The sequence below is a fragment of the Rhizobium sp. ZW T2_16 genome, assembly GCF_044987325.1.
GTDB lineage: Bacteria > Pseudomonadota > Alphaproteobacteria > Rhizobiales > Rhizobiaceae > Neorhizobium > Neorhizobium cellulosilyticum.
Genome location: NZ_JBJDRG010000002.1, coordinates 278,726 through 300,965 on the forward strand (window position 1 = coordinate 278,726; position 22,240 = coordinate 300,965).

Consider the following 22,240-nt stretch of genomic DNA (forward strand, 5'->3'; position numbering starts at 1 on the left):
CAGGCGATGCCGGTTGAGCAGGCTGCACAGACGGAGCCGGCACGGACGCAGGGCGTTCGAGCAGCGATTCCAGTAGGCGCAGGTTCCTGCTCTTCGGCGCGGCTTGGCCGTTCTCGGAGGGCAGAGCAACTTGATTGCCTGATACGGTGTTTGGAGCCGTCTGGTTCAAAGTCAGTGCCTCTTCATATTGCTTTCATGCACGGCGATGGCCTCGTTGATGTCATCGTAGTAGGTCATCTGCCCATTTTCCAGAACGATGCCGGTCTGGCAATAGTCGCGCAACGTTCCGGTGCTGTGGGAGACCATGATCACGTCGGAATTGCTCAGCTTTTCCTTGAAGGTCTGCTGCGATTTCCGCTTGAAATTGGTATCGCCCACGGCGGTGATTTCGTCGACCAGATAATAGTCGAAATTGATTCCCATGCTCACCCCGAATGCCAGCCTAGCCTTCATGCCCGAAGAGTAGGTTCTGACAGGCGCATGGTAGAATTGCCCTAGTTCGGCGAATTCGGCAACATAGGCAACCAGCTCGTCGGTATTCACGCCATAGATGCGGGCGACAAAGCGGACATTCTGCTCGCCGGAAAGATTGCCCTGGAAGCTGCCCTGAAAGCCCAGCGGCCAGGAGATTTTTCCCTGCCGGATGATGCGGCCGCGGTCGAGTTCGAGCGTACCTGCGATAATCTGAAGCAGCGTCGACTTTCCCGCGCCGTTACGGCCCAAAAGCCCGATGCTCTTGCCACGCGGAAAGGTCACCGACACATTGTCGATGATCATCTTTCTCACGCCTTTCATGCGCACCTCTTTGGTTGCGCGCTCCAATCGGATCATCGGTCTCTCAGCCTTCCCCTGGATGTCGTAAATAGCACAAGCCCGATGAATACCAGGCAGGCCGCGACACTCCAGACATAGAACCCGTCATATCCGGCTGCCCGGTATTGCGGATAAAATCCGGTCCTGAATTGCATGACGATATGAGCCAAAGGGTTAAAAAGTATCACATCCTTGGCGATCGGTGGCAGTGAATCCGGCAGGAAGAATACGCCGGAGACGAGGAAAAGCGGGCGGGTGACGATGCCATAAAGCTTTTCGTAGATCGGGTACATGACGAACAGCACTGCATTCGCGAGCCCGATGCCGAGCGCGATCAGGCTCGCCGCTACCATGGCTTCCAGGATGGGCGGCAGATGGATGGAAACGGGATGGCGGACCGTGAACACGATATAACCGAGCACAACGATTGCGACGATTGTCGTCGTCACGATCTGCAGCACGTAGCGTGCAGCAACCGTGTCGATCGGCGCCACGCTCGGATAGCTGAGCAGGGCCTTGTTGCCGCTGACGGCGCTGTTCAGATAGCCGGCCAGCGCCTGGTAGAACTGGAAGCCGATATAACCGGTGGCAAAGAACAGCGGGAAGCTGGTTCCAAGCGGCGGCAGATGGGCGATCGCCATGAAGATGACGGACAGGAAGACGATATGGCTGACCGGATCGAGGAAGGCCCAGAGATATCCGCCCGGCTTTGCTCCGAAGCGCGTCGACATTTCACGCATTACCAATGCGCTGACGACACGAGCGTGAGTTGCTAGATAGGACAAGCGCGTCTGGAAACCCTGGTTGAAGAACGGCCGGAAACTGACGCCAAATTATGTCAAATCGGCGGTTTATGCTACCAAAAACAATGGTGGCTCAAGACGGCTACCCTGATTTGCAGCCATCGCGCGTGTTCTGAAGCGTAGCACCGGTCCGGGGAGCGGTGCTACGCAAGTCTCTACAGGTGCTGTTACGCGCCGGCCAGCAGTTCCTCGCAGTAGCTCGGTCCGGTTGCGCCGGGGCGGTCGGCGGTGATCTCGATATTGCGGATCGTGTAATCGGAGGAAACGGTGATCTTGGCCGAGCAGCTGACGCTGGCGCTCTTGCCGTTCTCCAGCTTGATGCGCTTGTAGCCGCCGCGCCAGCTATAAACTGTGCTGGAACCGGAAGTAACGTCATCGAGCGGCGGATTGTATTTTGCAAAGAACTCGCCGGCAGAGTGGCCGACCCAGCGCTTGGATATCGGGCTGTCGGTTATGGTAACGGTCGTGCAGCTGGAAAGTGCAAGCGCGAGAAGGGCGGTCGATGCGATGAGGCGGCGGCTCATGATCCGTGAAAATCCTTGTGTGATGGGCTGGTCCCCAAGCAATGCCTGCGGGACATATGTCATGTTCCAGCTAGCAGATTTTCCTGGCTCACCGCGAGATCACGGGACGGCTTTGACATCAAATTCTTGAAGCGCCGCTTTTTTGCAACGGATTCACGGCAGTGCCACAAGGTGCGACAAACGAATTAAGCCTTGTCACATTTTTTTCGAAAACGGTGCTTGTCGAAGGAAAAATGCTGTTCTATAGAGGCGCCACTGGTCACGGAGTGTAGCGCAGTCTGGTAGCGCACCACGTTCGGGACGTGGGGGTCGCAAGTTCGAATCTTGCCACTCCGACCAGTCAAAAGCCTTTCAGAGCAAAGGTTTCAACTCCCGAAAGACTTTCTCCGCAGAATTCCTTTTCTGATAAACGGACCGATTGGGGACTGTTTTATCGTTTGGGCTTAAGAACGCATTTGTCGGCGCGATCTGGACGTCCCAGTTTGCATGTGTGCGGTCTGTTTAAACCCTTTCGCTGCCGCCTCCATTACCATGTCCGAGATCGATTAATCTCGAACCAGCAGGTCCTGTATTCTCATTTTTGGGAACAGCTGAAGAGAGCCGGCGTTATCAGCCCATCGAAACCGATGGAGGTGACTATGCTTAAAGGTATCGCATTGTGGGCAATGGGTGTTCCTATCCTTGTAATCGTTCTGCTCTACATGTTTGTTTTCTAGCTGCAGCCACTTGTTGCGCCATTGAGCAGAAGCAGCTCAGCCGAAGCATTATCGGCTGCAAAACAACAAACTCATATGAAAAGGCCCGCTTTCGCGGGCTTTTTTTGTTTCCGTAATTTGTGATCTGAGAGCTACTGGCGCTGAGAGTTACAACGCACTTGTCGTAACACGAAGGCGGCTTGCGCCGCCCTCGTGACATTCTTGCGTTCAGATATCGCTTCCGGCGCTGGGGAAGAACTCGGCTGCTTCTGCGGCCGTCAATCTCCGGATCTCCGCTTCGTCGCGGCGTGATGCGAACAGTTCGCTTGCCATCAGTTGTTCGGCCAGATCCGCGGGCAGCGAAAGCACGATGCGCTGTTCACCTTCCTTGCCGCGATGGATGCCGCCGACATCTGCGCGCTTCGCGGTAACCATGCCGCCGGCAACCGTATTCAGCGTGTCGGGATCGATCAGGACGAAGGCGCCGGTGGCGCGGTTCTGCTCATAGGCATCGAACACCGCCGGTTCTTCGAAGGAAAGATGCACCTTGCCGATCGCGTTCATCGAAAGCAGCGAGGCATGCGGCTTCCACTGGCCGGTCGAAAGATCGAGCTGCGACGTGGGTTCGATCGTTACCCGCTGCCGGCGCGAGCCGCTTTTCAGCCAGTAACGCTTGCCCGGCTCGATGCCGCCCGGCTGAAGCGACACGAGCTGCGCGTCGAAGGATGTGCCGGTCATCGGCTGGCCATCGATGGAGACAATGATGTCGCCACGCGCCACATCCACCTGCCGGTCGAGAACGAGCGTGATCGCATCGCCGGCGACCGCTGCATTGCGCACGAGATCGAAGGTGACAATCTGCTTCACATTGGCGACGGTGCCCGAAGGCAGGATCGCAACCGAGTCACCCGGCTTGATCGCGCCGCCCGATACCGTACCCTGATAACCGCGAAAACTCTCGCCGGGGCGCACGACGCGTTGCACGGGGAGGCGGAAACCGCCGGCCTGGGTGGAACGGCTGGTGGCAAGCTCCAGCGCTTCGATCAGCGTCGGGCCTTCATACCAAGGCATTGCATCAGCGCCGGAGAGAACGACATTCTCGCCCTTGAGCGCCGACATCGGAATGGCGGTGATCTGCCGCACGCCGAGTGCCAATGCGAATTCGCGGAATTCGGCCGCGATCTTTTCGAACACTGCCTTGTCGTAACCGATCAGGTCGATCTTGTTGACCGCCAGCACGAATTGCCTGATGCCCATCAGCGCCGCGATCGTTGCGTGCCGACGGGTCTGTTCGAGCAGGCCGACGCGGGCGTCAGCCAGAAGGATGGCGAGATCGGCGGTAGAGGCGCCGGTCACCATGTTGCGGGTATATTGCTCGTGGCCGGGTGTATCGGCGACGATGAAGGAGCGGCGATCCGTGGAGAAATAGCGATAGGCGACATCGATCGTGATGCCCTGTTCGCGTTCCGCCTGCAGGCCGTCGAGCAGCAGCGCGAAATCCGGCAGGCCGAGATCGTTCTGCGCGCCACTGTCACGCGCAAGCGTCGCCGCCTGGTCTTCCTTGACCGCCTTGGTGTCCCAGAGAAGCCTGCCGATCAGGGTCGACTTGCCGTCATCGACAGAGCCGCAGGTGATCAGGCGCAGCGGCCGCGTATCGCGCGAAACGCGGGCGGCGGATTCGGCGAAGGGAATGACATTCGCCGAAGCAGCGACGGGCGTGGTTGTGGCTGTAGCTGTGGCGCTCATCTTAGAAATATCCCTCGCGCTTCTTCTTTTCCATGGAGCCGGACTGGTCGCGGTCGATGGCGCGGCCCTGTCGTTCGGAAACGGTTGCGATTTCCAGTTCCGCGATCACCTCTTCCAGGTTGGACGCCGTCGAGCGGATCGCACCGGTGAGTGGAAAGCAGCCGAGCGTGCGGAAGCGGATCATGCCGTGCTGGATTTCTTCGCCGGGCTGGAGTTCCAGCCGCGGATCTTCCGCCAGGATCATCATCCCGTCGCGCTCCACATAGGGGCGCTCGGCGGCGTAATAGAGCGGCACGAGCGGAATGTCTTCCGCCTGGATGTATCGCCAGATATCGACCTCGGTCCAGTTCGACAGCGGGAAGGCGCGAACGCTCTCTCCCTTTTTGATCATGCCGTTATAGATGTTCCAAAGTTCCGGCCGCTGGTTGCGCGGGTCCCATTTGTGGTCCGGCGTCCGGAAGGAATAGATGCGTTCCTTGGCGCGGGAGGCTTCCTCGTCGCGACGGGCGCCGCCGAAGGCCGCATCATAGCCGCCTGCATCGAGTGCCTGCTTCAACGCTTCCGTCTTCATCACGTCGGTATAGAAGGCCGATCCGTGGGTAAACGGCGTGATGTTTTCTTCGGCACCGCGCTTGTTGGTATGGACCACGAGATCGAGGTCGTATTTTTCGGCGATCTGGTCGCGAAACTCGATCATCTCCTTGAACTTCCAGGTCGTGTCGACATGCAGAAGCGGGAAGGGGACGCGGCCGGGGAAGAAAGCCTTGCGTGCCAGATGCAGCAGCACGGATGAATCCTTGCCGATCGAATAGAGCATGACCGGGTTTTCGAACTCCGCGGCAACCTCGCGAAAGATATGGATCGCTTCGTTTTCGAGGGCTTTCAGATGCGGATCGAGCGGCGGGCGGGAAACGGGTGGGTTCCTGATTTCCGTTTCCTGTGCAGACAGGGACATTTCGGTCTCCGGTAGATTTTGAATGTTACACACAAAGAGTGGGGATTTGGGCCTCAGCGGGCGATGGAACTCGCGAGCGGTGCTGAAGCCGGTATCGGCTGAGACGCGCTTTCCGGGACATGCAGTCCGCATTCGCGTTTCTCGTCGTTTTCCCACCACCATCGTCCGGCGCGTTCAGGCTCGCCGGGCTTGATGGCGCGGGTACAGGGCTCGCAGCCGATGGAGGGGTAACCGCGGGCATGCAGCGGGTTGACCGGGATATGCTCAGCCGTCACATGGGCATTGATCGTGTCGATATCCCAGTCGGCCAGCGGGTTGACCTTGATGAGGCCGCGTTCGGCATCATATTCGGCAAAAGGCGTGGTGGCGCGATTGCCGGACTGGCCGCGGCGCAAGCCGGTCACCCACACCTGCGCTTGCGAAAGCGCCTTGGCGAGCGGGATCAGCTTGCGCACATGACAGCAGGCGTGACGTGCTTCGATACTGTCGTAGAAACCGTTCAAGCCGTATTTCGCGGCATAGGCATCGATATCGTCCTGTTCAGGATAGAACCGCCGGATCGTCATGTCGTAACGTTCCTCAGTTTCCGAGATGAGCGCGACCGTTTCCTGAAACAGGCGTCCGGTTTCCAGCGTGGAAACTTCGATCGGAAGGCGATGCGTACCGATCGCGGCGGTGATGACCTGGTCTTCTATTCCAAGCGAGGTGGTGAAAACGGCGTGGCCAAGTTCGGCAGCAGCGGAAAGACGGCCGGCAAGATCGAGGCTTGCAAGTCTGGCGTTCAATTCTTCGGCGAGGCTCTCGTTGCCTTCTGCATACGCGGTACGCTCAATCACATCATGCGAGGTCATGGTTCTTCTTTCATCAGCAAGTGCTGTAGTATTGCGACTTGCAGGGGCTGATGACAGGAAAAGCCGTTTCTTCCGCCGGTTCTGGGGAGCAAATATCTCTAGAAAGCCGGGCCTACACAGAAAACCTGCCGCCTTAACCAAATGTGACTGTTTTTACGGCAGCAGATGCCCGCATAGGTTTGTATTTTCTGCATGTTTGCGGTACTCCAGAACGGAGTGTGCAATGCGGCATAGCCGTGTGCACGAACGCGACCGCGGATGTCGCATCCAAGATATTCGCGAGGCGCAGGGATACGAAGTGTGAAGCGGCGACGTGAGGGCAAAAAAGCCTCGCGGCGGCGTTGCTGTTGATGGTTGCGTGATGATATCCCAGAAAGCGAAATATGCGCTTCGAGCCTTGGCTGCTCTGGCGCAGGCCGACCCGGATGAGCCGATGCTGATCTCGGAGATCGCGGTCCAGCAGTCCATTCCGAAGAAATTTCTGGAACAGATCCTGCTCGACCTGAAACGCTCCGGCATCGTCATGAGCCGCCGTGGCAAGCAGGGTGGATATCTACTGCTGAAGCCCGCCGACGCAATCTCCTTCGGTGAAGTCCTGCGGCTTGTCGACGGGCCGATCGCTCCGCTTCCCTGCTTGTCGCAAACCGCCTATCGCAAATGCGATGATTGCGATGGCGAACACCTGTGCGAAATCCGCCATGTCTTCGCCCGTGTAGCCGACGCCACCCGCGACGTTCTGTTCAACACCACGATTGCCGATGCGATCGAGGGGGCAGGCGAAGGTACACAGAAGCCAGCTCAGGTGAGAGAGCTTCTGACGGCGTAAGCCCTCTTGCTTAATTGATATTGGCGTCTGCCTACGTGCAGCAGGGCATGCTAATGTACTCTCCTTGTCGAGAGGCTGGCATGTTTTCTGTGTCCATCGCAAAATCACCGAAGGACTTCGAGATCGCCGCGGCGCTGTGCCGGGAACTGGCGGATTGGGATATCGCCATGGCCGCGACCCATGGCGTCGATCCTCAACTGGTGACGGATCTTTATCACGGTGAGACTGCGGCAAGCCTTGCCCGGCGTTACGCGCAATCGGGGACAGGAATGTTGCTGGCATCATGGGATGGCCAGCCGGCGGGATGTTTGGCATTTTCCATCTTCGACGATACGGCCGACGAACTTCACAAATTCTACGTGGGCCCCGATTTCCGGCAAAGAGGCATCGGCGGCGCAATGATGCGGGCGGTCATCCATGCTGTCGAAGCGCGTCGGAAGAGCACGCTGCTGGCGCACACCACCATCTATATGACCGATGCTATCTCGATCTATCGCGCCTGCGGTTTCGACTTCTGCCCACCCTTTCGAGACGTGCCCAAAGCGGTTGGCCATACGGAGATTTTCCTCAGGCGCGACTCTCCGCCGGGTTGAAATCGAGCCTCTGGAACGAATTTCGGCCGGATTGCGTTTTTGCCGTTCGGTGTTTTCCCGATGCTGCTGTTCTGTGAACTGATGCTCATGGAACGCATTCTTTGTCGCGCGAACCCGCCCGAGGGAAACAGTTTTGCCTTCTTTTCGCCGTGAATTGACTAAGACGACCTGACCGATAGAGTTTAGCCCATATCAAATGGCCCGATGATCACGGGACACTGGTCATGGGACAAGGATCACAGGAGAGACTCTATGCTGAACTTCACCGATGGGATTGGAAAGCGGCTGGCAGTGGTTGCGCTCGGCGTGACGCTCGCTGCAGGAAGCATAGCGCCGGCCTTTGCCGCGAGCCAGCTTCTGAACGTGTCCTACGATCCAACACGCGAGCTCTATAAGGATTTCAACGCCGCCTTTGCCAAGCACTGGAAGGCGGAAGGTGGTGAGGATGTCACAATCCGTCAGTCGCATGGCGGCTCCGGCGCGCAGGCCCGCTCTGTGATCGATGGCCTTGAGGCCGATGTCGTGACGCTGGCGCTGGAGAGCGATATCAATGCCATCCAGAAGACCGGCAAAATCAAGGAAGACTGGCGCACCCGCCTGCCCAACAACGCTTCGCCCTACACCTCGACGATCGTCTTCCTCGTTCGCAAGGGTAATCCGAAGGGCATCAAGAACTGGGGCGATCTGGTGAAGGGCGACGTGCAGATCGTCACGCCGAACCCGAAAACATCAGGTGGCGCCCGCTGGAACTATCTGGCTGCCTGGGCCTGGGCCAATGAAGAATTCAAGGGCGATCAGGACAAGATCAAGGCCTATATCGGCGATCTCTACAAGCGCGCTCCGGTTCTCGATACCGGTGCCCGCGGATCCACCGTCACCTTTGCCCAGCGCCAGATCGGCGACGTTCTGCTCGCCTGGGAAAACGAGGCCTATCTGGCCGGTGAGGAATTCGGCAAGGATGCGTTCGACATCGTCGTGCCGCCGATCTCCATCCTCGCCGAACCGCCGGTCGCAGTCGTCGATGCCAATGTCGACGCCAAGGGCACCCGCAAGGTCGCCGAAGCCTATCTCCAATATCTTTATTCCGACGAAGGCCAGAACATCGCGGCCAAGCACTTCTATCGTCCGTCCAAGCCGGAAGTGGTGAAGCCGGAACTGTTGAAACAGCTGCCTCCGATCAAGCTCGTCACCATTGACGATCCGCTCTTCGGCGGCTGGAAGAAGGCGCAGCCGGAGCACTTTGGTGATGGCGGCATTTTCGACCAGATCTACAAGCCCGGCGCCAAATAATCACTCAAGTGACACTGGAGGCACGGTGCGGTAGTTTGTTGCCGCACCGTTGCCATGTCGGGCCTGAACGTAGAATTCGGAACCAAGCATGACCGCATCCGCTACCGTTTCCACGGCGGGCTGGAGATTGAAACAGCCGAGCATCATCCCGGGTTTCGGGTTGACGCTCGGCTTTTCGCTCGCCTACCTGTCGCTGATCATTCTCATCCCCATCGCCGGCCTGCTCTGGCGCACGGCCGAACTCGGCTGGTCGGGCTTTTTTGCCATCTTCTCCGATGAACGGACGATCCGGGCTCTTTATGTATCCTTCGGCACGGCCTTTATCGCGGCAGTGATCAATGTCGTCTTCGGCACGCTGCTCGCCTGGGTGCTCACCCGTTATCGGTTTCCCGGGCGCCGGCTGATCGATGCGATGGTCGATCTGCCCTTCGCCCTTCCGACGGCTGTTGCCGGTATCGCGTTTGCCTCGCTTTATGCGCCGAATGGCTGGATCGGCTCGCTGTTCATGCCCTTCCGCATCGCTTTCACGCCGATCGGCATCGTCATCGCGCTGATCTTCATCGGTCTTCCCTTCGTCGTGCGCACCGTGCAGCCGATCATGGAAGAGATCGACAAGGAGGTGGAAGAGGCGGCTGCCACGCTTGGCGCCAACCGGTTCCAGACGATCTTCAACGTGCTTCTGCCCGGTCTTACGCCAGCCCTTCTCACAGGCTTTGCGCTCGCCTTCGCGCGCGGTGTCGGAGAATACGGCTCGGTCATCTTCATCGCCGGTAACATCCCTTACGTGTCTGAAATCGCACCGCTGCTGATCGTCATCCGGCTGGAAGAATTCAACTATGCCGGCGCGACCGCCATCGCCACGATCATGCTTCTGATCTCCTTTGCCATGCTTCTGGTGATCAACCTCATCCAGGCCTGGAGCCGCAGGAGATATGGCAATGTCTGATAATCGCCGTATCTCCTTCCGTAACCCGGCTGACGAAAGCTTCTCCACCAAGCTGATCCTCGTCGCCCTGACGCTCGTCTTCCTCGCCTTCTTCCTGTTCCTCCCGCTTGTGTCGGTTTTCTACGAAGCCTTTCGCGAAGGATGGGTCACCTACGAGGAGGCGTTGCTGGAACCCGATGCCTGGGCAGCGATCCGGCTGACTCTGATCGTGGCTGCCATCGCCGTGCCACTCAATCTCGTCTTCGGTCTGGCCGCCTCCTGGGCGATCGCCAAGTTCGAGTTCAAGGGCAAGGCGTTTCTGATCACCCTGATCGATCTGCCGTTTTCGATCTCGCCGGTCATCTCCGGTCTGGTCTATGTTCTTCTCTTTGGCAGCGGCAGCCTTCTCGGCCCCTGGCTGAAAAGCTATGGCATCGAGATCCTGTTTGCCGTGCCCGGCATCGTGCTTGCGACCGTCTTCGTCACCTTCCCCTTTGTTGCGCGCGAACTGATCCCGCTGATGCAGGACCAGGGCACCGGCGATGAGGAGGCGGCACTGTCTCTGGGCGCGTCCGGCTGGCAGACGTTCTGGTATGTGACGCTGCCCAATATCAAATGGGGCCTACTTTACGGCGTGCTGCTCTGTAACGCCCGCGCTATGGGTGAGTTCGGCGCCGTCTCAGTCGTTTCCGGCCGTATCCGCGGCCTCACCAACACCATGCCGCTGCATGTCGAGATCCTCTATAATGAGTACAACATGGTCGCCGCCTTTGCGGTGGCATCCCTGCTGGCTCTTCTGGCACTCGTCACGCTCGCTTTGAAAACCTTTCTCGAACTTCGGTTCGGTGCCGGCGCCGCCGGCGGCCGGCACTAGGATACCCCGCGTATGGAAGTCAAAATCAACAATATCCGCAAGGAATTCGACCGTTTCGCCGCGCTGAATGACGTATCGCTCAATATCGCTTCGGGTGAATTGATCGCGCTGCTCGGCCCGTCCGGTTCCGGCAAGACGACACTGCTTCGCCTGATCGCCGGCCTGGATTTCCCGACTGCCGGCCAGATTTTCTTTGGTGAGGAAGATGCCTCCCGCCATTCGGTCCAGGAGCGAAATGTCGGCTTCGTTTTCCAGCATTACGCGCTGTTCCGTCACATGACCGTGGCACAGAATATCGGCTTCGGACTCAAGGTCCGTCCGTCCGCCAGCCGCCCGCCGAAAAGCGAGATCAAAAAGCGGGTTTCCGACCTGCTCGACATGGTGCAGCTCTCGGGTCTTGAAAATCGCTATCCCAACCAGCTTTCCGGCGGTCAGCGCCAGCGCGTGGCGCTTGCCCGTGCCATGGCGATCGAACCCCGCATCCTTCTGCTCGACGAGCCTTTCGGCGCGCTCGATGCCAAGGTCAGGAAGGAACTGCGCCGCTGGCTGCGCGAATTCCACGACCGCACCGGCCACACGACCGTGTTCGTCACCCACGACCAGGAAGAAGCGCTTGAACTTGCCGACCGTGTTGTCGTCATGAGCCAGGGCAAGATCGAGCAGGTCGGTTCAGCGGATGATGTCTACGACCGCCCGCAGTCGCCTTTCGTCTTCTCCTTCATCGGCGAATCCTCGCATCTGCCGGTCGAGGTGAAGAATGGTACGGTTCTGTTCCAGGGCGAGCCGATCGGCATTTCGGAAAAGACCGATGCGGCCGGAGACCTGTTCTTCCGCCCGGAAGACGTGGTCCTGACCGACGAGAAGGACGCATTGTTCGGCAAGGTTACTGCCTGTCGCCGTCTCGCCGGCACCCGTATTGCCGAGATCGACATCGCCAACAACGGCCACGATCCGTTCCATGTCGAAGTGGAGGTGCCATTGCATGCTCCGATCGAGCTTGGTTCGGAAGCCCGTTTCCGCCCGACCCGCTGGAAGATCTTTACCAAGTAACTGCCGGACGGTTTACGCTCGGAGTCCGTGAGCTTGTTGATGTTCCAGCCCTGTCCGAAGATCAAGGAGAGGCTGGAATACTATTCCATCCAAGCTTCGTCTGTCGTCTTGCCCGCATCGGTTTGTATATCCGGCTCATGTGTCGCAGCCGCTACATCTTTAAGGCGTAAGATTCGATAAATACAAATACGCTAAGGCAATTGCGGTTCAACGTCTTTAATAGGCTTAAAATGTCGGCTCATGTCGATGAAACCTGCCAACCGAAGCAGCATGAGCTGCTATCCCCAGCTGTAGTCGATACAGTTTCGGCATCTCGTCAGCCATTGTTCGGGCGCTTTTTGCGTGGCGCTGGCCAAGCGCAATCCAGAGGGCGCACCCTTCGGCAAGGCCCTCCGCCGGAAGATATGGCGAAGGCGCTGGCCATCCTTGCAAACCAGCCGAATGCCAGCGCTGGCCTTGTCCGGCTTGGAGACAAGCAGATCCTGTTTTCCGATTGCGAGCAGGCGTTTGTCATGTATGCCCGGCACGGCCACTCGCTGGTCGCGCTGTTCGATCCTGTCGGCCCGCAGGAACTGTGGCCAAACCTGCTTGAAAAGTTCATGGCGACGGCGCGTCATCAAGGCAGCCGACCGGTCTTCTATCAGGTTTCGAAAGCTTTCCTGCCGCACGCCTTTGATTGCGGCCTGCGTCCGTACAAGCTCGGCGAGCAGGCAGTGGTAGACCTGACCCGTTTCGACCTCAAGGGCGGTGCCTGGCTGAAACTGCGCCGCTCGATCAATCGCGCCGAACGCGACGGGCTGGAATTCTCCATGCTTTCACCCGATGAGGTGCCCGAGGTCATAGACGAGCTGCTCTCGGTTTCGCGTGCCTGGCTGGCCTCGCACAACGCCTCGGAGAAGGGTTTTTCGCTCGGCACATTCGACCTCGCCTATGTCAAGGCATGCCCGGTGGCGATCATCCGCTTGGAAGGGCGCATCGTCGCTTTCGCAAACATTCTCGAAGCCGGCCAGCATGGCGATGCCTTCATCGACCTTATGCGTCACATTCCCGAGACGCATCGCGGCATGATGGATCTGCTCTTCGTGCGCATCATGGAGCATATGAAGGCGCGGGGTTTCCGCACGCTCAATCTCGGCATGGCCCCTCTCGCGGGCCTGGCGGATCATCACTACGCGCCGCTGTGGAACCGGCTCGGCCGGGAGATCTTCGAATTCGGCGAGCGTTTCTATAATTTCCGCGGCGTGCAGGCTTTCAAGTCGAAGTTCGATCCGGTCTGGCAGCCGCGTTATCTCGTCGTTTCGGGCCGCGGTCTTCCGCTCGCTTCCATCTTCGATGTAACGATGCTGATCGGCGGCGGGTTGCGCGGGATTTTGCGCAGATGAGGGCTTTGCCGGTTATCGTTGCAGCGCTCACGCTGGTTGCCGGTGCCGTTGAACTCTATCACATGCAGTTCGCTCAGAATGAAATCGTCAGCCTGCCGACCTCCCGCATCAGCGATCCGCAGGTGCAGGAAAAAGGCATCGTCGTGCTTCTGTCGGACGCCGATGGCTGGGGCCGCGAAGAAGACCGCATGTCGGATGCGCTGACAGCCGATGGTGCTGTAGTCGTCGGCGTCGATCTGCCCGACTATTATGCCGGGCTTGGCGAAGAGAAGCGGGACTGCCTCTATCTCGTCTCCGATATCGAGGAACTGAGCCGCCAGATCCATCGCGATCGGGACATGACGACCTATCGCGCTCCGCTGGTGGCAGGCATCGGCGCCGGCGGATCGCTGGCTCTGGCGATTGCCGCCCAGACACCGTTCTCCACCATCGGCGCGACGCTGGCGGTCGACCCGGATCCGTCGATCGCCCTGTCGAAAATACTCTGCACGCCGGCGCCGAAAAATCAGGTCGATGGCGGTATGCGCTATGGCCTGACCGAAGGCGAGCTGCCGAACGATATCGACGTCGTATTCACGCCCGAAGCCGCAAAGGCGGGGCGCGAGCATGTCGAAGATCTGAAACGCACCCACCCCGACATCGAGGTGACTGCGGATGACGAGGCTTCCGAGGAAGCTTTGCTTGCAGTTTCACGCAGCGTGATGACAGCCGCTGAGGCCACCGGTTCTCCGCTGGACCTTCCGATTGTGCCGATCGAGGCCGCGCCGCGCCGCAATACGATGGCGATCATCTATTCCGGTGACGGCGGCTGGCGTGATATCGACCAGAAACTCGCGGCATATCTGAAGGACGAGGGAATCCCGGTCGTCGGCGTCGATGCCCTGCGCTATTTCTGGAACGAAAAGACGCCGGCACAGACGGCAGCCGACCTTTCCCGCATCATCGCCACCTACCGCCAGCGCTGGAATGTCGAGAATGTCGTTCTGATCGGCTATTCCTTCGGCGCCAACATTCTGCCCGCCACTTACCGGCTGTTGGCGAAAGATGACCAGGAGGCAGTTCGTCTCATGTCGCTGCTGGCACTGTCGCATCAGGCCGATTTCGAAATCGCCGTCACCGGATGGCTCGGTTATGCCGGTGCCGGCAAGCATGGTGACCCGGTGGATGACTTAAGAGCGATCGAGCCTCTTAAGATCCAGTGCGTCTATGGGCTTGAGGAAGAAGATACGGCCTGCCCGGATGTGGGTGAAATCCCGGGTGTCGACATACACCCGCGCAAGGGTGGTCATCATTTCGACGGAGATTACCGCGCACTCAATCAACTCATCATTGATCGACTGAGCCAGCTTCTATCAGTGATGTGACAGTGAAATTCGGTTGTTGCCACGGCAAGCGAAACGGAAAGATCGCGGCGTGCTTTAGATCGCCGCGAAGCTTGCTTCGTTGGGCAGGAGATCGACCTGCTTTCCGTCGAACAGGTCCGAATGTTCGCCGATCGCCTGTTCCCAGGCGGCTGCGGGTCCCTGGGCGATCAATTGCAGCGAACCGTTCATGGGGTTGACGACTTTCAGTCCGAGGGGCTCATAGGCATTCAAGGCGTCAATGACCGGTGCCTTGGCGCGCAACGAAACGTCCCGCAAGGCCGCCTTGCGGGCCATGATATCCGATATCTCTCGGGCCTGAGACATTTCCTGATCGGCATTCACTTCGACGATGAAAACGATCGAGTCCTGCGGCGACGAGCTCGAAACGATATTCCTGACTCTGGCATTCAGCATGGTCAGTCCTTTCGATGGAAGAGCCGGCGTCATGGCAGCAGGCCTTCCAGGTCAATGCAGCCACGCCCCACTCTTGGGACAATATTGGCCCAATTTTGATTACATCTAGTAAACTCCATCAGCGTTTCCGTCAAACGTCGAGGCTGGCCGGTGAGTTCCGGATACTTCTCAAGAATGAGCGCCAGAGCTGATGAAATACATGGCGCCGAGAGCGAGCTGCCGTTCATGGAGGCGTAGCCGCCGCCGGCCAGAGCACTGTGTATATCCACGCCCGGTCCTACGATATTCGGTTTGCTCGGGGCTTGCCGCGCTGTATCGCCGTAGGAATACCCCCAGTCGCTGAAGGCGGCGACACGATCGTCCCTGTCGATCGCCCCGACGGCGACGACATGCTCAAGCTTGGCGGGAAAGCAATGGTTGCCCATACCCAGGTTGCCGTTGTTGCCGATTGCCGCCACGACCACCGCGCCCTGGTCTGCAGCGTTGCCGATCGCCTTGTAAAGGCTGCTGATATCCTCTCGGGTCAGGTTTCGTGTGCCGAGCGATGCGTTGACGATCTGGACGCCGTCGCCTTGAGGGCCTGCTTCGTTGACGAGCCAGTTCAGGCCGCCAAGCAACTGCGCAAAGTAACCTCGCAATCCCCCGTTCTCCGACTGCTCCGTCAGCACGGCCGCAACCGAGAGATGGACCTGCGGTGATATGCCGGCGTTCTGGCCGGCGCATATGCCTGCCACATGTGTTCCGTGGCTGCCGAAATCCCGCGGGCTTGCGCCCGGCACTTCGACGCCGTTGAGGTCGAACTGCCGGTAGACGATATGGTCGCCTTTCCTGTGTGAAAATTCAGGATGATCGACATCGATGCCTGTGTCCAGAAGGCCGATGGAGATGCCGTTGCCCCGGTATGCCTGGGGAAGCTCGCCTCGATTGGGAAGAATGCGACGGTGCCAGAAGTCGGGTGAAGTTTGCAACTCCCGGATCTCCGGCGGATGCACCAGGATTTCCGAGTTTGGAACGACCTCGACGCCCTGTTCCTCGAGGATATCGATCATCGGCTGTTCCAGTCGAGGCAGGATCACCGCTCCCAGCGCTTCGAGATAGACCCCGCGCAGAAACAGTCGCTCGCCGCGGCTAACCCGCGCAACCGCGGGCAGAGCCTGCCGATAGGTGTTGGAGGCGTTGATGAGATCCAGTGTCGTTTGCGATCGGGACGTCATCGCCACATGCATCAGCCGCCGCAATTGTTTGCGGGAATCCGTCTGGCTCGTTTGCGGCAAGATGATTTTGTTCTCGGAACCCGGACCGGCCTTGTCGCTCTGTTCGTCCAGATAGCGATTGTCCGGAAGGAGAATGATCACGGACGATTTGGGCGACACCTCGATATCCGCAGTAAGCCCACCAATCTCCGGGCGACTGTACCGGGCAAGCGACTGGATGCCGCGCTTGTTCTTGTAAAGGCGGATCCAGCGCCTTCTGAGATCTCGCCGGTGGCGTTTTCCTGCAAAACCGCCGCTTCCGCGCCAGACGGACGACTGCTTTGCAAGCGCACGCACAAACTCTTCCGGCGCCAGCGCCAGGATCCTGCTCATCATGATTCGCCCCCAACTTTTGACTGAGGCGAGAATATTATCGCTATTTAAGATTGCAACAATTTCCTGCGCAACCAAAGGGTGAGACGGGTTGCATCAGCGGTCGCTGAGTGCTGCCCGCGGATTGACCCAGGGCTCTTGATTGCTCCGGGGCAGGGGAACTTTTCCGAGGATATGATCTGCCGCCTTCTCGCCGGTCATGATCGAAGGCCCGTTGAGATTGCCATATGTGATGTGCGGGAAGATCGAACTGTCCGCGACCCTCAAGCCTTCCACTCCGATGACGCGACATTCCGCATCGACGACAGCTTGTCGGTCGTCAGCGCTTCCCATCCGGCAGGTGCCGCAGGGATGGTAGGCGCTTTCCAGATGCTCGCGCAGGAAAGCGTCGATCTCGTCATCCGACTGCAGGTTTTCACCGGGCTGGATTTCCGGTCCGCGATAGTCGTCGAATGCTTTCTGGTTGAAAATTTCGCGCGTCAGCCGCACGCAATGGCGGAATTTGATCCAGTCTTCCTCATGGCTCATGTAGTTGAAGCGAATGACCGGATCATCCTTCGGATCCGCCGAACGAAGGGTTACGTTGCCACGCGATTTAGAAAGATTGTAGCCGACATGCGCCTGAAAGCCATGGCTCTTGGCGGCAGCTTTCCCATCGTAGGAAATCGCCACCGGCAGGAAATGATACTGGATATCCGGTTGCTTCAAGCCGGCCTGCGAGCGCAGGAAGGCGCAGGCTTCGAACTGGTTGGAGGCGCCAAGGCCGCCCTTGGACAGCACCCATTGCGCCCCCGCCACCCCCTGCCAGAACCACGGCAGCCAGGAGTAGAGCGAAACCGGCTTGGTCGAGACCTGCTGGAAATAGAATTCCATATGGTCCTGAAGATTGGCGCCGACGCCCGGGCGGTCAACCTTCACCTCGATACCCATGTCCTTCAAGTGCGCCGCAGGCCCGATACCTGACAGCATCAGAAGCTTGGGCGAGTTGAACGACGAGGCTGCCACGATCACCTCGCGATTGGCTTTAACGACTTCCGGCACGCCGCGCCGCAACACCTCGACACCGGTCGCTCGTCCATTCTCGATGACGATCTTCTGCGCCAGACCATAGACGATCTCGACATTCTTCCGCTTCATCGCTGGCCGCAGATAGGCATTGGCGGCAGACCAGCGGCGGCCCTGATGGATCGTCTGTTCCATCAGCCCGAAACCCTCCTGTTTCGAGCCGTTATAATCCTCGGTCGTTTCGAAGCCTGCCTCGGCACCCGCCCGGATGAAGGCATGAAAGAGCGGGTTCTTCACTGGCCCGCGCTGCACATGCAAAGGCCCGTCGGTACCACGCCAGCCTTCTTCTCCCCCATGGCTGTGCTCCATCCGCTTGAAGTAGGGCAGCACGTCGGCATAGGACCAGCCTCGCGCGCCAAGCTCCTCCCAACGGTTGTAATCCTCCGCATGGCCGCGCACGTAAACCAGCCCGTTGATCGAGGATGAACCGCCCAGAACCTTGCCGCGCGGCGCGGTGATGCGGCGGTTGTTGAGATTGGGTTCGGGTTCGGAGAGATAACCCCAATTGTACCGCTTCATGCTCATCGGCCATGCCAGCGCTGCCGGCATCTGGATGAACGGACCATAGTCCGACCCACCGGCCTCGATCACGATCACCGAATGCCTGCCATCTTCCGAGAGGCGGTAAGCCATGGCAGACCCTGCCGAGCCGGAACCGATGATGACGAAATCTGCGTTTTGCATGGTCAAGTCCAGTTTTGGGATTTTGGCCGGCGGTATCAGAGTGGATAATCGGCTGCGGGAAGGGGCAGCCTGATGCTGCTGGAGACGGGCACAAGAACATGAAAAGCTACCGATGGCCTGTCAAATTGCGACCCATGCGCGATGGCTTTTGCCCATTCCGATCCAATAGAATTTAAAAGGCTGGTTAGCTCTTCGAAGCCTGATGTATTACGGCGAAGGAAAAGATCTGCCTGAGAGAGTATGACGACAAATGCACCCTTGGGATTTATCGGATGCAGATCTCTCATGACGTCGACAAATGCATCCGTATTGAGATTTCGGTATGGCAGGGACAATCCTGTCATGAAAGACCGAAAGGCGTCGGAGAGGCTGCTGCAATGGCCCAATTCGACTTCAAATAGATGGCTGATTTCGGCATCGCGAACAGCTTGTTCTAACTCGGTCTTTTCTGCCAGGATGCGATGAACGTAAGGCGGATTCACCGAAGTCAGGAAAGATGCAAAATCGGTAGCCGCTTTGGCCATCAATACGGCGCCTCGACCTTGCCCATTCCCACATAGACCGTCTTCAGCTCCGAATAATGCTCCAGCGCCGCAAGCGAGTTTTCCCGCCCGAAACCGGACTGCTTCGATCCGCCGAAGGGAATTTCCACCGGGCAGAGATTGTAGGTATTGATCCACAAGGTCCCGGCTTCCAGCTGATCCACCACCCGGTGCCCGCGCGAAAGGTCAGCGGTGAACACGCCGGCCGACAGGCCGAATTCTGTCGCATTGGCTCGCGTGATCACTTCGTCCTCATCGTCGAAATCGAGCACGCACATGACCGGCCCGAAAATCTCCTCGCGGGCGATGGTCATCTCGTCGGTCACGTCGGCAAACACGGTCGGCTGGATGTAGTAGCCTTCACCCGTCACATCGTTGGGAATGCCGCCGCCGGTCAGGAGCGTGGCGCCTTCCGCCTTGCCCTTGTCTATATAGCCCAAGACCTTCTGCCGCTGGTCGAAGGAGATCAACGGCCCCATCTGGGTCGCCTCATCCATCGGCTCACCTATGACGATCTTTTCCGTCCTCTCCTTCAGCCGTGACAGGAACTGGTCCTTCACCTTGCGTTGCACGAAAACGCGGGTGCCGTTGGAGCAGACCTGTCCGGTCGAATAGAAGTTGCCGAGCATCGCCCCGCCGATGGCGCTGTCGATATCCGCATCGTCGAACACGATCAGCGGCGATTTTCCGCCAAGCTCCATCGTCACATGCTTGAGCTGGCCGGCGGCGGCGGCCGCCACCTTGCGCCCCGTCGGCACCGAGCCGGTGAGCGAAACCTTTGCGATATCCGGGTGGTTGACCAGCAGCGGCCCGGTCTTGCCGTCACCCTGGATGACGTTGTAAAGCCCTTTCGGCAGACCGGCTTCGATCAGGATCTCGGCAATCTTCAGTGCACCGAGCGGCGTGTTTTCCGACGGCTTGAACACCATGGCATTGCCGGCGGCAAGCGCCGGCGCGCCCTTCCAGCAGGCGATCTGCTGCGGATAGTTCCAGGCACCGATACCGACGCAGACGCCGAGCGGTACTCGTTTCGTATAGGCAAAGTCACCGCCGAGCGGGATATACTGGCCGTTCATGCCCGCCGCGATCACGCCGCCGAAAAATTCAAAGCTGTCGGCACCCGAAGTCGGGTCGGCGACGATCGTTTCCTGGATCGGCTTGCCGGTATCGAGCGTTTCGAGTTCCGAAAGCTCGCGGTTCCTCTCGCGCATGATTTCGGCGGCACGCTTGAGGATTCGGCCGCGCGCCGTCGGGCTCATTGCCGCCCATTCGGGCTGGGCGCGTTTGGCCGCTGCGATCGCCTTTTCCACAATCGCCGGCGTTGCCGCATGCAGCCTTGCGATCACCTCGCCGGTGGCGGGGTAAAGGCTCTCGATGACGCTGCCTGCGGTATCCTCCACATATTCGCCGTCGATGAAGTGGCTGGCTTTCGGCTGTGCTTTCATTCTCTTGTCTCCGTCCTCACTCCCCACGGGGATAACGCTTGGACTCTTCCAGATTGTCGAGGTTCATGTGGTTGCGCATGTAGCGCTCGGAGGCTTTCTGCAAAGGCTGGTGATCCCAGGGGTAATAGGCGCCGTTCCTCAGAGCCTCGTAAACGATCCAGCGACGCGCCTGGCTTTCGCGCACGGCGGCGTCGAATTTCGCCATGTCCCATTTGGCATCCCGCTTGGCGCGAAAATCGGCGAGAACTTCGGCATGAGCCGGGTCGCCCGCAAGGTTCGTGAGCTCCTTCGGATCGGCTTCGAGATCGAAAAGTTGCTCTGGATCGAGTTCGCAATGGATATATTTCCACTTGCCCTCTCGAATTCCGACGAGCGGCGCGTAGGACGCTTCGGCCGCATATTCCATCAGCACCGGCGAGGTCCGTTCGCCGCCATCGATCACCGGCTTCAGGCTTTCGCCATCCGTCCATGGCGCAATCTCGGAGATCGATATCCCGGCAAGGTCGCAAAGCGTCGGCGTCACGTCGAGATTGGAAACGGGAGCTTTGTGCAGGGCAGGGGCAATGCCCGGTCCCGCCACCATCAGCGGCACACGCGCGGAGCCTTCGAAGAAGTTCATCTTGAACCACAATCCGCGCTCGCCCAGCATGTCGCCATGGTCGGAACAGAACAGGATGAACGTATTGTCGAGCATCCGGGTGCGGGTCAGCGTATCGATCAGCTCGCCGACCTTCTCGTCGATATAGGAAATGTTGGCGAAATAGGCCTGACGCGAGCGGCGCACATTTTCCTCGGTAATGTCGAAGCTCGCATAATCGCATGATTTCAGGATGCGCTGCGAATGCGGATCCTGGCTCTCCAGCATGCCGACGTCCGGCATCAGATACTCGCAGTCGTTATAGAGATCCCAGAACTTTTTCCGCGCCACGTAAGGGTCGTGCGGATGGGTAAACGAGACCGTCAGAGCCCAGGGCCGACGGTCGGCGTCATCGTTTTCGCGCGCCAGATGATAGAGCTTCTGGTTGGCCAGAAACGCCACTTCATCGTCATATTCCATCTGGTTGGAAATCTCGGCGACACCTGCACCGGTCACCGATCCCATATTGTGATACCACCAGTCGATCCGCTCGCCCGGCTTGCGATAATCCGGCGTCCAGCCGAAATCGGCCGGATAGATATCGGTCGTTAGCCGCTCCTCGAAACCGTGCAACTGGTCTGGTCCGACGAAATGCATCTTTCCCGAAAGTGCCGTGTAATAACCGGCGCGGCGCAGATGGTGAGCATAGGTCGGGATCGACGACACATATTCCGCGGCGTTGTCGTAAACCTGCGTCCGGCTCGGCAATTGCCCGGCCATGAAGGATGCGCGGGCAGGGGCACAGAGCGGCGAGGACGTGTAGTTGTTGGCAAACCGCGCCGAGCGCGCGGCAAGTGCCTTCATGTGCGGCGCATGCAGCCACTCCGCCGGTCCGTCGGGAAACAGTGTGCCATTCAACTGGTCGACCATGATGATGAGAAAGTTCGGGCGGTACATGATCGCGGCAGGACCTCTGTAGGCAGGAATGGCAATGTAAGGAGTTATTTTCGATCTTGTTTTCGATCAAGCGATGATTGCGAAACGCGCTATCCCAAATGCGTAGAGCGCATTGAACGCGCCCGGCCACTCAATCATGCAGTCTGATCCGCGATTGACGCTACCAAGTGCCGCAGCAGATTTGGATAGTCATCGGAAATGCGGGTAGCGTTTGCCATCAGCGTGATCGCGGCATTTGCCGGTCCCGTCATTGCGTCAGGCTGGCCGGTTAACAGCTTG

Annotated in this window: 20 protein-coding genes and 1 tRNA gene; 9 read left to right on the top strand and 12 right to left on the bottom strand. The window is 58.9% G+C overall.

Features of this window, described 5'->3' with window-relative positions; genetic code table 11:
* Positions 1-171: 171 nt before the first annotated feature.
* The 3 genes from ACI3K0_RS06810 to ACI3K0_RS06820 form a co-directional block, all read right to left on the bottom strand.
* The gene (locus tag ACI3K0_RS06810; RefSeq protein ID WP_148144035.1) at positions 172-831 is read right to left on the bottom strand and encodes an ABC transporter ATP-binding protein; all 660 of its coding nucleotides are present in this window, start codon (positions 829-831) and stop codon (positions 172-174) included.
* The gene (locus ACI3K0_RS06815) at positions 828-1,598 is read right to left on the bottom strand and encodes an ABC transporter permease (RefSeq protein ID WP_148144034.1); all 771 of its coding nucleotides are present in this window, start codon (positions 1,596-1,598) and stop codon (positions 828-830) included. Before ACI3K0_RS06815 ends, ACI3K0_RS06810 begins: the two co-directional genes overlap by 4 nt.
* Positions 1,599-1,783: 185 nt before the next feature.
* Positions 1,784-2,140: a hypothetical protein gene (locus tag ACI3K0_RS06820; protein ID WP_148144033.1), complete on the bottom strand. Its 357-nt coding sequence runs from the start codon at positions 2,138-2,140 to the stop codon at positions 1,784-1,786.
* A gap of 262 nt (positions 2,141-2,402) precedes the next feature.
* On the opposite strand from ACI3K0_RS06820, the gene ACI3K0_RS06825 reads away from it, so the two are divergent.
* Positions 2,403-2,479, top strand: a tRNA-Pro gene (locus ACI3K0_RS06825).
* Between the two features lie 584 nt (positions 2,480-3,063).
* On the opposite strand, the gene cysN is transcribed toward ACI3K0_RS06825, so the two are convergent.
* The 3 genes from cysN to ACI3K0_RS06840 are packed head-to-tail and all read right to left on the bottom strand — an operon-like array spanning position 3,064 to position 6,387.
* On the bottom strand, positions 3,064-4,581 hold the full coding sequence (cysN, locus tag ACI3K0_RS06830; protein WP_183822876.1) for a sulfate adenylyltransferase subunit CysN: 1,518 nt from the start codon (positions 4,579-4,581) through the stop codon (positions 3,064-3,066).
* Between the two features lies 1 nt (position 4,582).
* Positions 4,583-5,536: a sulfate adenylyltransferase subunit CysD gene (cysD, locus tag ACI3K0_RS06835; protein ID WP_148144031.1), complete on the bottom strand. Its 954-nt coding sequence runs from the start codon at positions 5,534-5,536 to the stop codon at positions 4,583-4,585.
* A gap of 53 nt (positions 5,537-5,589) precedes the next feature.
* Positions 5,590-6,387, bottom strand: a complete 798-nt coding sequence (locus ACI3K0_RS06840; protein ID WP_404945149.1) for a phosphoadenylyl-sulfate reductase — start codon at positions 6,385-6,387, stop codon at positions 5,590-5,592.
* Between the two features lie 361 nt (positions 6,388-6,748).
* Between ACI3K0_RS06840 and ACI3K0_RS06845 the strand changes: the two genes are divergently transcribed.
* From ACI3K0_RS06845 to ACI3K0_RS06880, 8 genes are all read left to right on the top strand, one after another.
* The gene (locus ACI3K0_RS06845) at positions 6,749-7,213 is read left to right on the top strand and encodes an Rrf2 family transcriptional regulator (RefSeq protein WP_183822872.1); all 465 of its coding nucleotides are present in this window, start codon (positions 6,749-6,751) and stop codon (positions 7,211-7,213) included.
* A gap of 80 nt (positions 7,214-7,293) precedes the next feature.
* The gene (locus ACI3K0_RS06850; protein WP_246435927.1) at positions 7,294-7,806 is read left to right on the top strand and encodes a GNAT family N-acetyltransferase; all 513 of its coding nucleotides are present in this window, start codon (positions 7,294-7,296) and stop codon (positions 7,804-7,806) included.
* Positions 7,807-8,058: 252 nt separating this feature from the next.
* Positions 8,059-9,096: a sulfate ABC transporter substrate-binding protein gene (locus tag ACI3K0_RS06855; RefSeq protein ID WP_183684984.1), complete on the top strand. Its 1,038-nt coding sequence runs from the start codon at positions 8,059-8,061 to the stop codon at positions 9,094-9,096.
* Positions 9,097-9,184: 88 nt separating this feature from the next.
* Positions 9,185-10,042: a sulfate ABC transporter permease subunit CysT gene (gene cysT, locus ACI3K0_RS06860; protein WP_183822870.1), complete on the top strand. Its 858-nt coding sequence runs from the start codon at positions 9,185-9,187 to the stop codon at positions 10,040-10,042.
* A complete protein-coding gene (gene cysW / locus ACI3K0_RS06865) occupies positions 10,035-10,895 on the top strand; it encodes a sulfate ABC transporter permease subunit CysW (RefSeq protein WP_148144026.1) in 861 nt (286 codons plus the stop codon). Before cysT ends, cysW begins: the two co-directional genes overlap by 8 nt.
* A 12-nt stretch (positions 10,896-10,907) precedes the next feature.
* Positions 10,908-11,945, top strand: a complete 1,038-nt coding sequence (locus ACI3K0_RS06870; RefSeq protein ID WP_183822868.1) for a sulfate/molybdate ABC transporter ATP-binding protein — start codon at positions 10,908-10,910, stop codon at positions 11,943-11,945.
* Positions 11,946-12,349: 404 nt separating this feature from the next.
* On the top strand, positions 12,350-13,327 hold the full coding sequence (locus ACI3K0_RS06875) for a GNAT family N-acetyltransferase (protein ID WP_246435925.1): 978 nt from the start codon (positions 12,350-12,352) through the stop codon (positions 13,325-13,327).
* The gene (locus ACI3K0_RS06880; protein ID WP_183822865.1) at positions 13,324-14,691 is read left to right on the top strand and encodes a virulence factor family protein; all 1,368 of its coding nucleotides are present in this window, start codon (positions 13,324-13,326) and stop codon (positions 14,689-14,691) included. Before ACI3K0_RS06875 ends, ACI3K0_RS06880 begins: the two co-directional genes overlap by 4 nt.
* A gap of 54 nt (positions 14,692-14,745) precedes the next feature.
* Here ACI3K0_RS06880 and ACI3K0_RS06885 read toward each other — a convergent pair whose 3' ends face one another.
* The 6 genes from ACI3K0_RS06885 to betC form a co-directional block, all read right to left on the bottom strand.
* On the bottom strand, positions 14,746-15,105 hold the full coding sequence (locus ACI3K0_RS06885) for a hypothetical protein (protein WP_183822863.1): 360 nt from the start codon (positions 15,103-15,105) through the stop codon (positions 14,746-14,748).
* Between the two features lie 29 nt (positions 15,106-15,134).
* Positions 15,135-16,694 (bottom strand): S8 family peptidase, encoded by a 1,560-nt coding sequence (locus tag ACI3K0_RS06890; protein WP_404945150.1) that lies wholly within the window; start codon positions 16,692-16,694, stop codon positions 15,135-15,137.
* 93 nt (positions 16,695-16,787) lie between these two features.
* On the bottom strand, positions 16,788-18,440 hold the full coding sequence (gene betA / locus ACI3K0_RS06895; RefSeq protein WP_404945151.1) for a choline dehydrogenase: 1,653 nt from the start codon (positions 18,438-18,440) through the stop codon (positions 16,788-16,790).
* 35 nt (positions 18,441-18,475) lie between these two features.
* Positions 18,476-18,964 carry a barstar family protein gene (locus tag ACI3K0_RS06900; RefSeq protein ID WP_404945152.1) on the bottom strand — a complete coding sequence of 163 codons (489 nt, stop codon included), beginning with the start codon at positions 18,962-18,964 and terminating at the stop codon, positions 18,476-18,478.
* Positions 18,964-20,427, bottom strand: coding sequence for a betaine-aldehyde dehydrogenase (gene betB, locus ACI3K0_RS06905; protein WP_404945153.1), 1,464 nt, complete (start codon positions 20,425-20,427; stop codon positions 18,964-18,966). Before betB ends, ACI3K0_RS06900 begins: the two co-directional genes overlap by 1 nt.
* A gap of 16 nt (positions 20,428-20,443) precedes the next feature.
* A complete protein-coding gene (gene betC, locus ACI3K0_RS06910) occupies positions 20,444-21,961 on the bottom strand; it encodes a choline-sulfatase (protein ID WP_404945154.1) in 1,518 nt (505 codons plus the stop codon).
* Positions 21,962-22,240: the final 279 nt, after the last annotated feature.

What these genes read in the sequence shown, in the direction of transcription:
- ACI3K0_RS06810 (WP_148144035.1), bottom strand. Translation starts at nt 831, where the DNA reads ATGATCCGATTGGAGCGCGCAACCAAAGAGGTGCGCATGAAAGGCGTG.
- ACI3K0_RS06820 (WP_148144033.1), bottom strand. Translation starts at nt 2,140, where the DNA reads ATGAGCCGCCGCCTCATCGCATCGACCGCCCTTCTCGCGCTTGCACTT.
- cysN (WP_183822876.1), bottom strand. Translation starts at nt 4,581, where the DNA reads ATGAGCGCCACAGCTACAGCCACAACCACGCCCGTCGCTGCTTCGGCG.
- cysD (WP_148144031.1), bottom strand. Translation starts at nt 5,536, where the DNA reads ATGTCCCTGTCTGCACAGGAAACGGAAATCAGGAACCCACCCGTTTCC.
- ACI3K0_RS06840 (WP_404945149.1), bottom strand. Translation starts at nt 6,387, where the DNA reads ATGACCTCGCATGATGTGATTGAGCGTACCGCGTATGCAGAAGGCAAC.
- ACI3K0_RS06845 (WP_183822872.1), top strand. Translation starts at nt 6,749, where the DNA reads ATGATATCCCAGAAAGCGAAATATGCGCTTCGAGCCTTGGCTGCTCTG.
- ACI3K0_RS06850 (WP_246435927.1), top strand. Translation starts at nt 7,294, where the DNA reads ATGTTTTCTGTGTCCATCGCAAAATCACCGAAGGACTTCGAGATCGCC.
- ACI3K0_RS06855 (WP_183684984.1), top strand. Translation starts at nt 8,059, where the DNA reads ATGCTGAACTTCACCGATGGGATTGGAAAGCGGCTGGCAGTGGTTGCG.
- cysT (WP_183822870.1), top strand. Translation starts at nt 9,185, where the DNA reads ATGACCGCATCCGCTACCGTTTCCACGGCGGGCTGGAGATTGAAACAG.
- cysW (WP_148144026.1), top strand. Translation starts at nt 10,035, where the DNA reads ATGTCTGATAATCGCCGTATCTCCTTCCGTAACCCGGCTGACGAAAGC.
- ACI3K0_RS06870 (WP_183822868.1), top strand. Translation starts at nt 10,908, where the DNA reads ATGGAAGTCAAAATCAACAATATCCGCAAGGAATTCGACCGTTTCGCC.
- ACI3K0_RS06875 (WP_246435925.1), top strand. Translation starts at nt 12,350, where the DNA reads ATGGCGAAGGCGCTGGCCATCCTTGCAAACCAGCCGAATGCCAGCGCT.
- ACI3K0_RS06880 (WP_183822865.1), top strand. Translation starts at nt 13,324, where the DNA reads ATGAGGGCTTTGCCGGTTATCGTTGCAGCGCTCACGCTGGTTGCCGGT.
- ACI3K0_RS06885 (WP_183822863.1), bottom strand. Translation starts at nt 15,105, where the DNA reads ATGCTGAATGCCAGAGTCAGGAATATCGTTTCGAGCTCGTCGCCGCAG.
- ACI3K0_RS06890 (WP_404945150.1), bottom strand. Translation starts at nt 16,694, where the DNA reads ATGATGAGCAGGATCCTGGCGCTGGCGCCGGAAGAGTTTGTGCGTGCG.
- betA (WP_404945151.1), bottom strand. Translation starts at nt 18,440, where the DNA reads ATGCAAAACGCAGATTTCGTCATCATCGGTTCCGGCTCGGCAGGGTCT.
- ACI3K0_RS06900 (WP_404945152.1), bottom strand. Translation starts at nt 18,964, where the DNA reads ATGGCCAAAGCGGCTACCGATTTTGCATCTTTCCTGACTTCGGTGAAT.
- betB (WP_404945153.1), bottom strand. Translation starts at nt 20,427, where the DNA reads ATGAAAGCACAGCCGAAAGCCAGCCACTTCATCGACGGCGAATATGTG.
- betC (WP_404945154.1), bottom strand. Translation starts at nt 21,961, where the DNA reads ATGTACCGCCCGAACTTTCTCATCATCATGGTCGACCAGTTGAATGGC.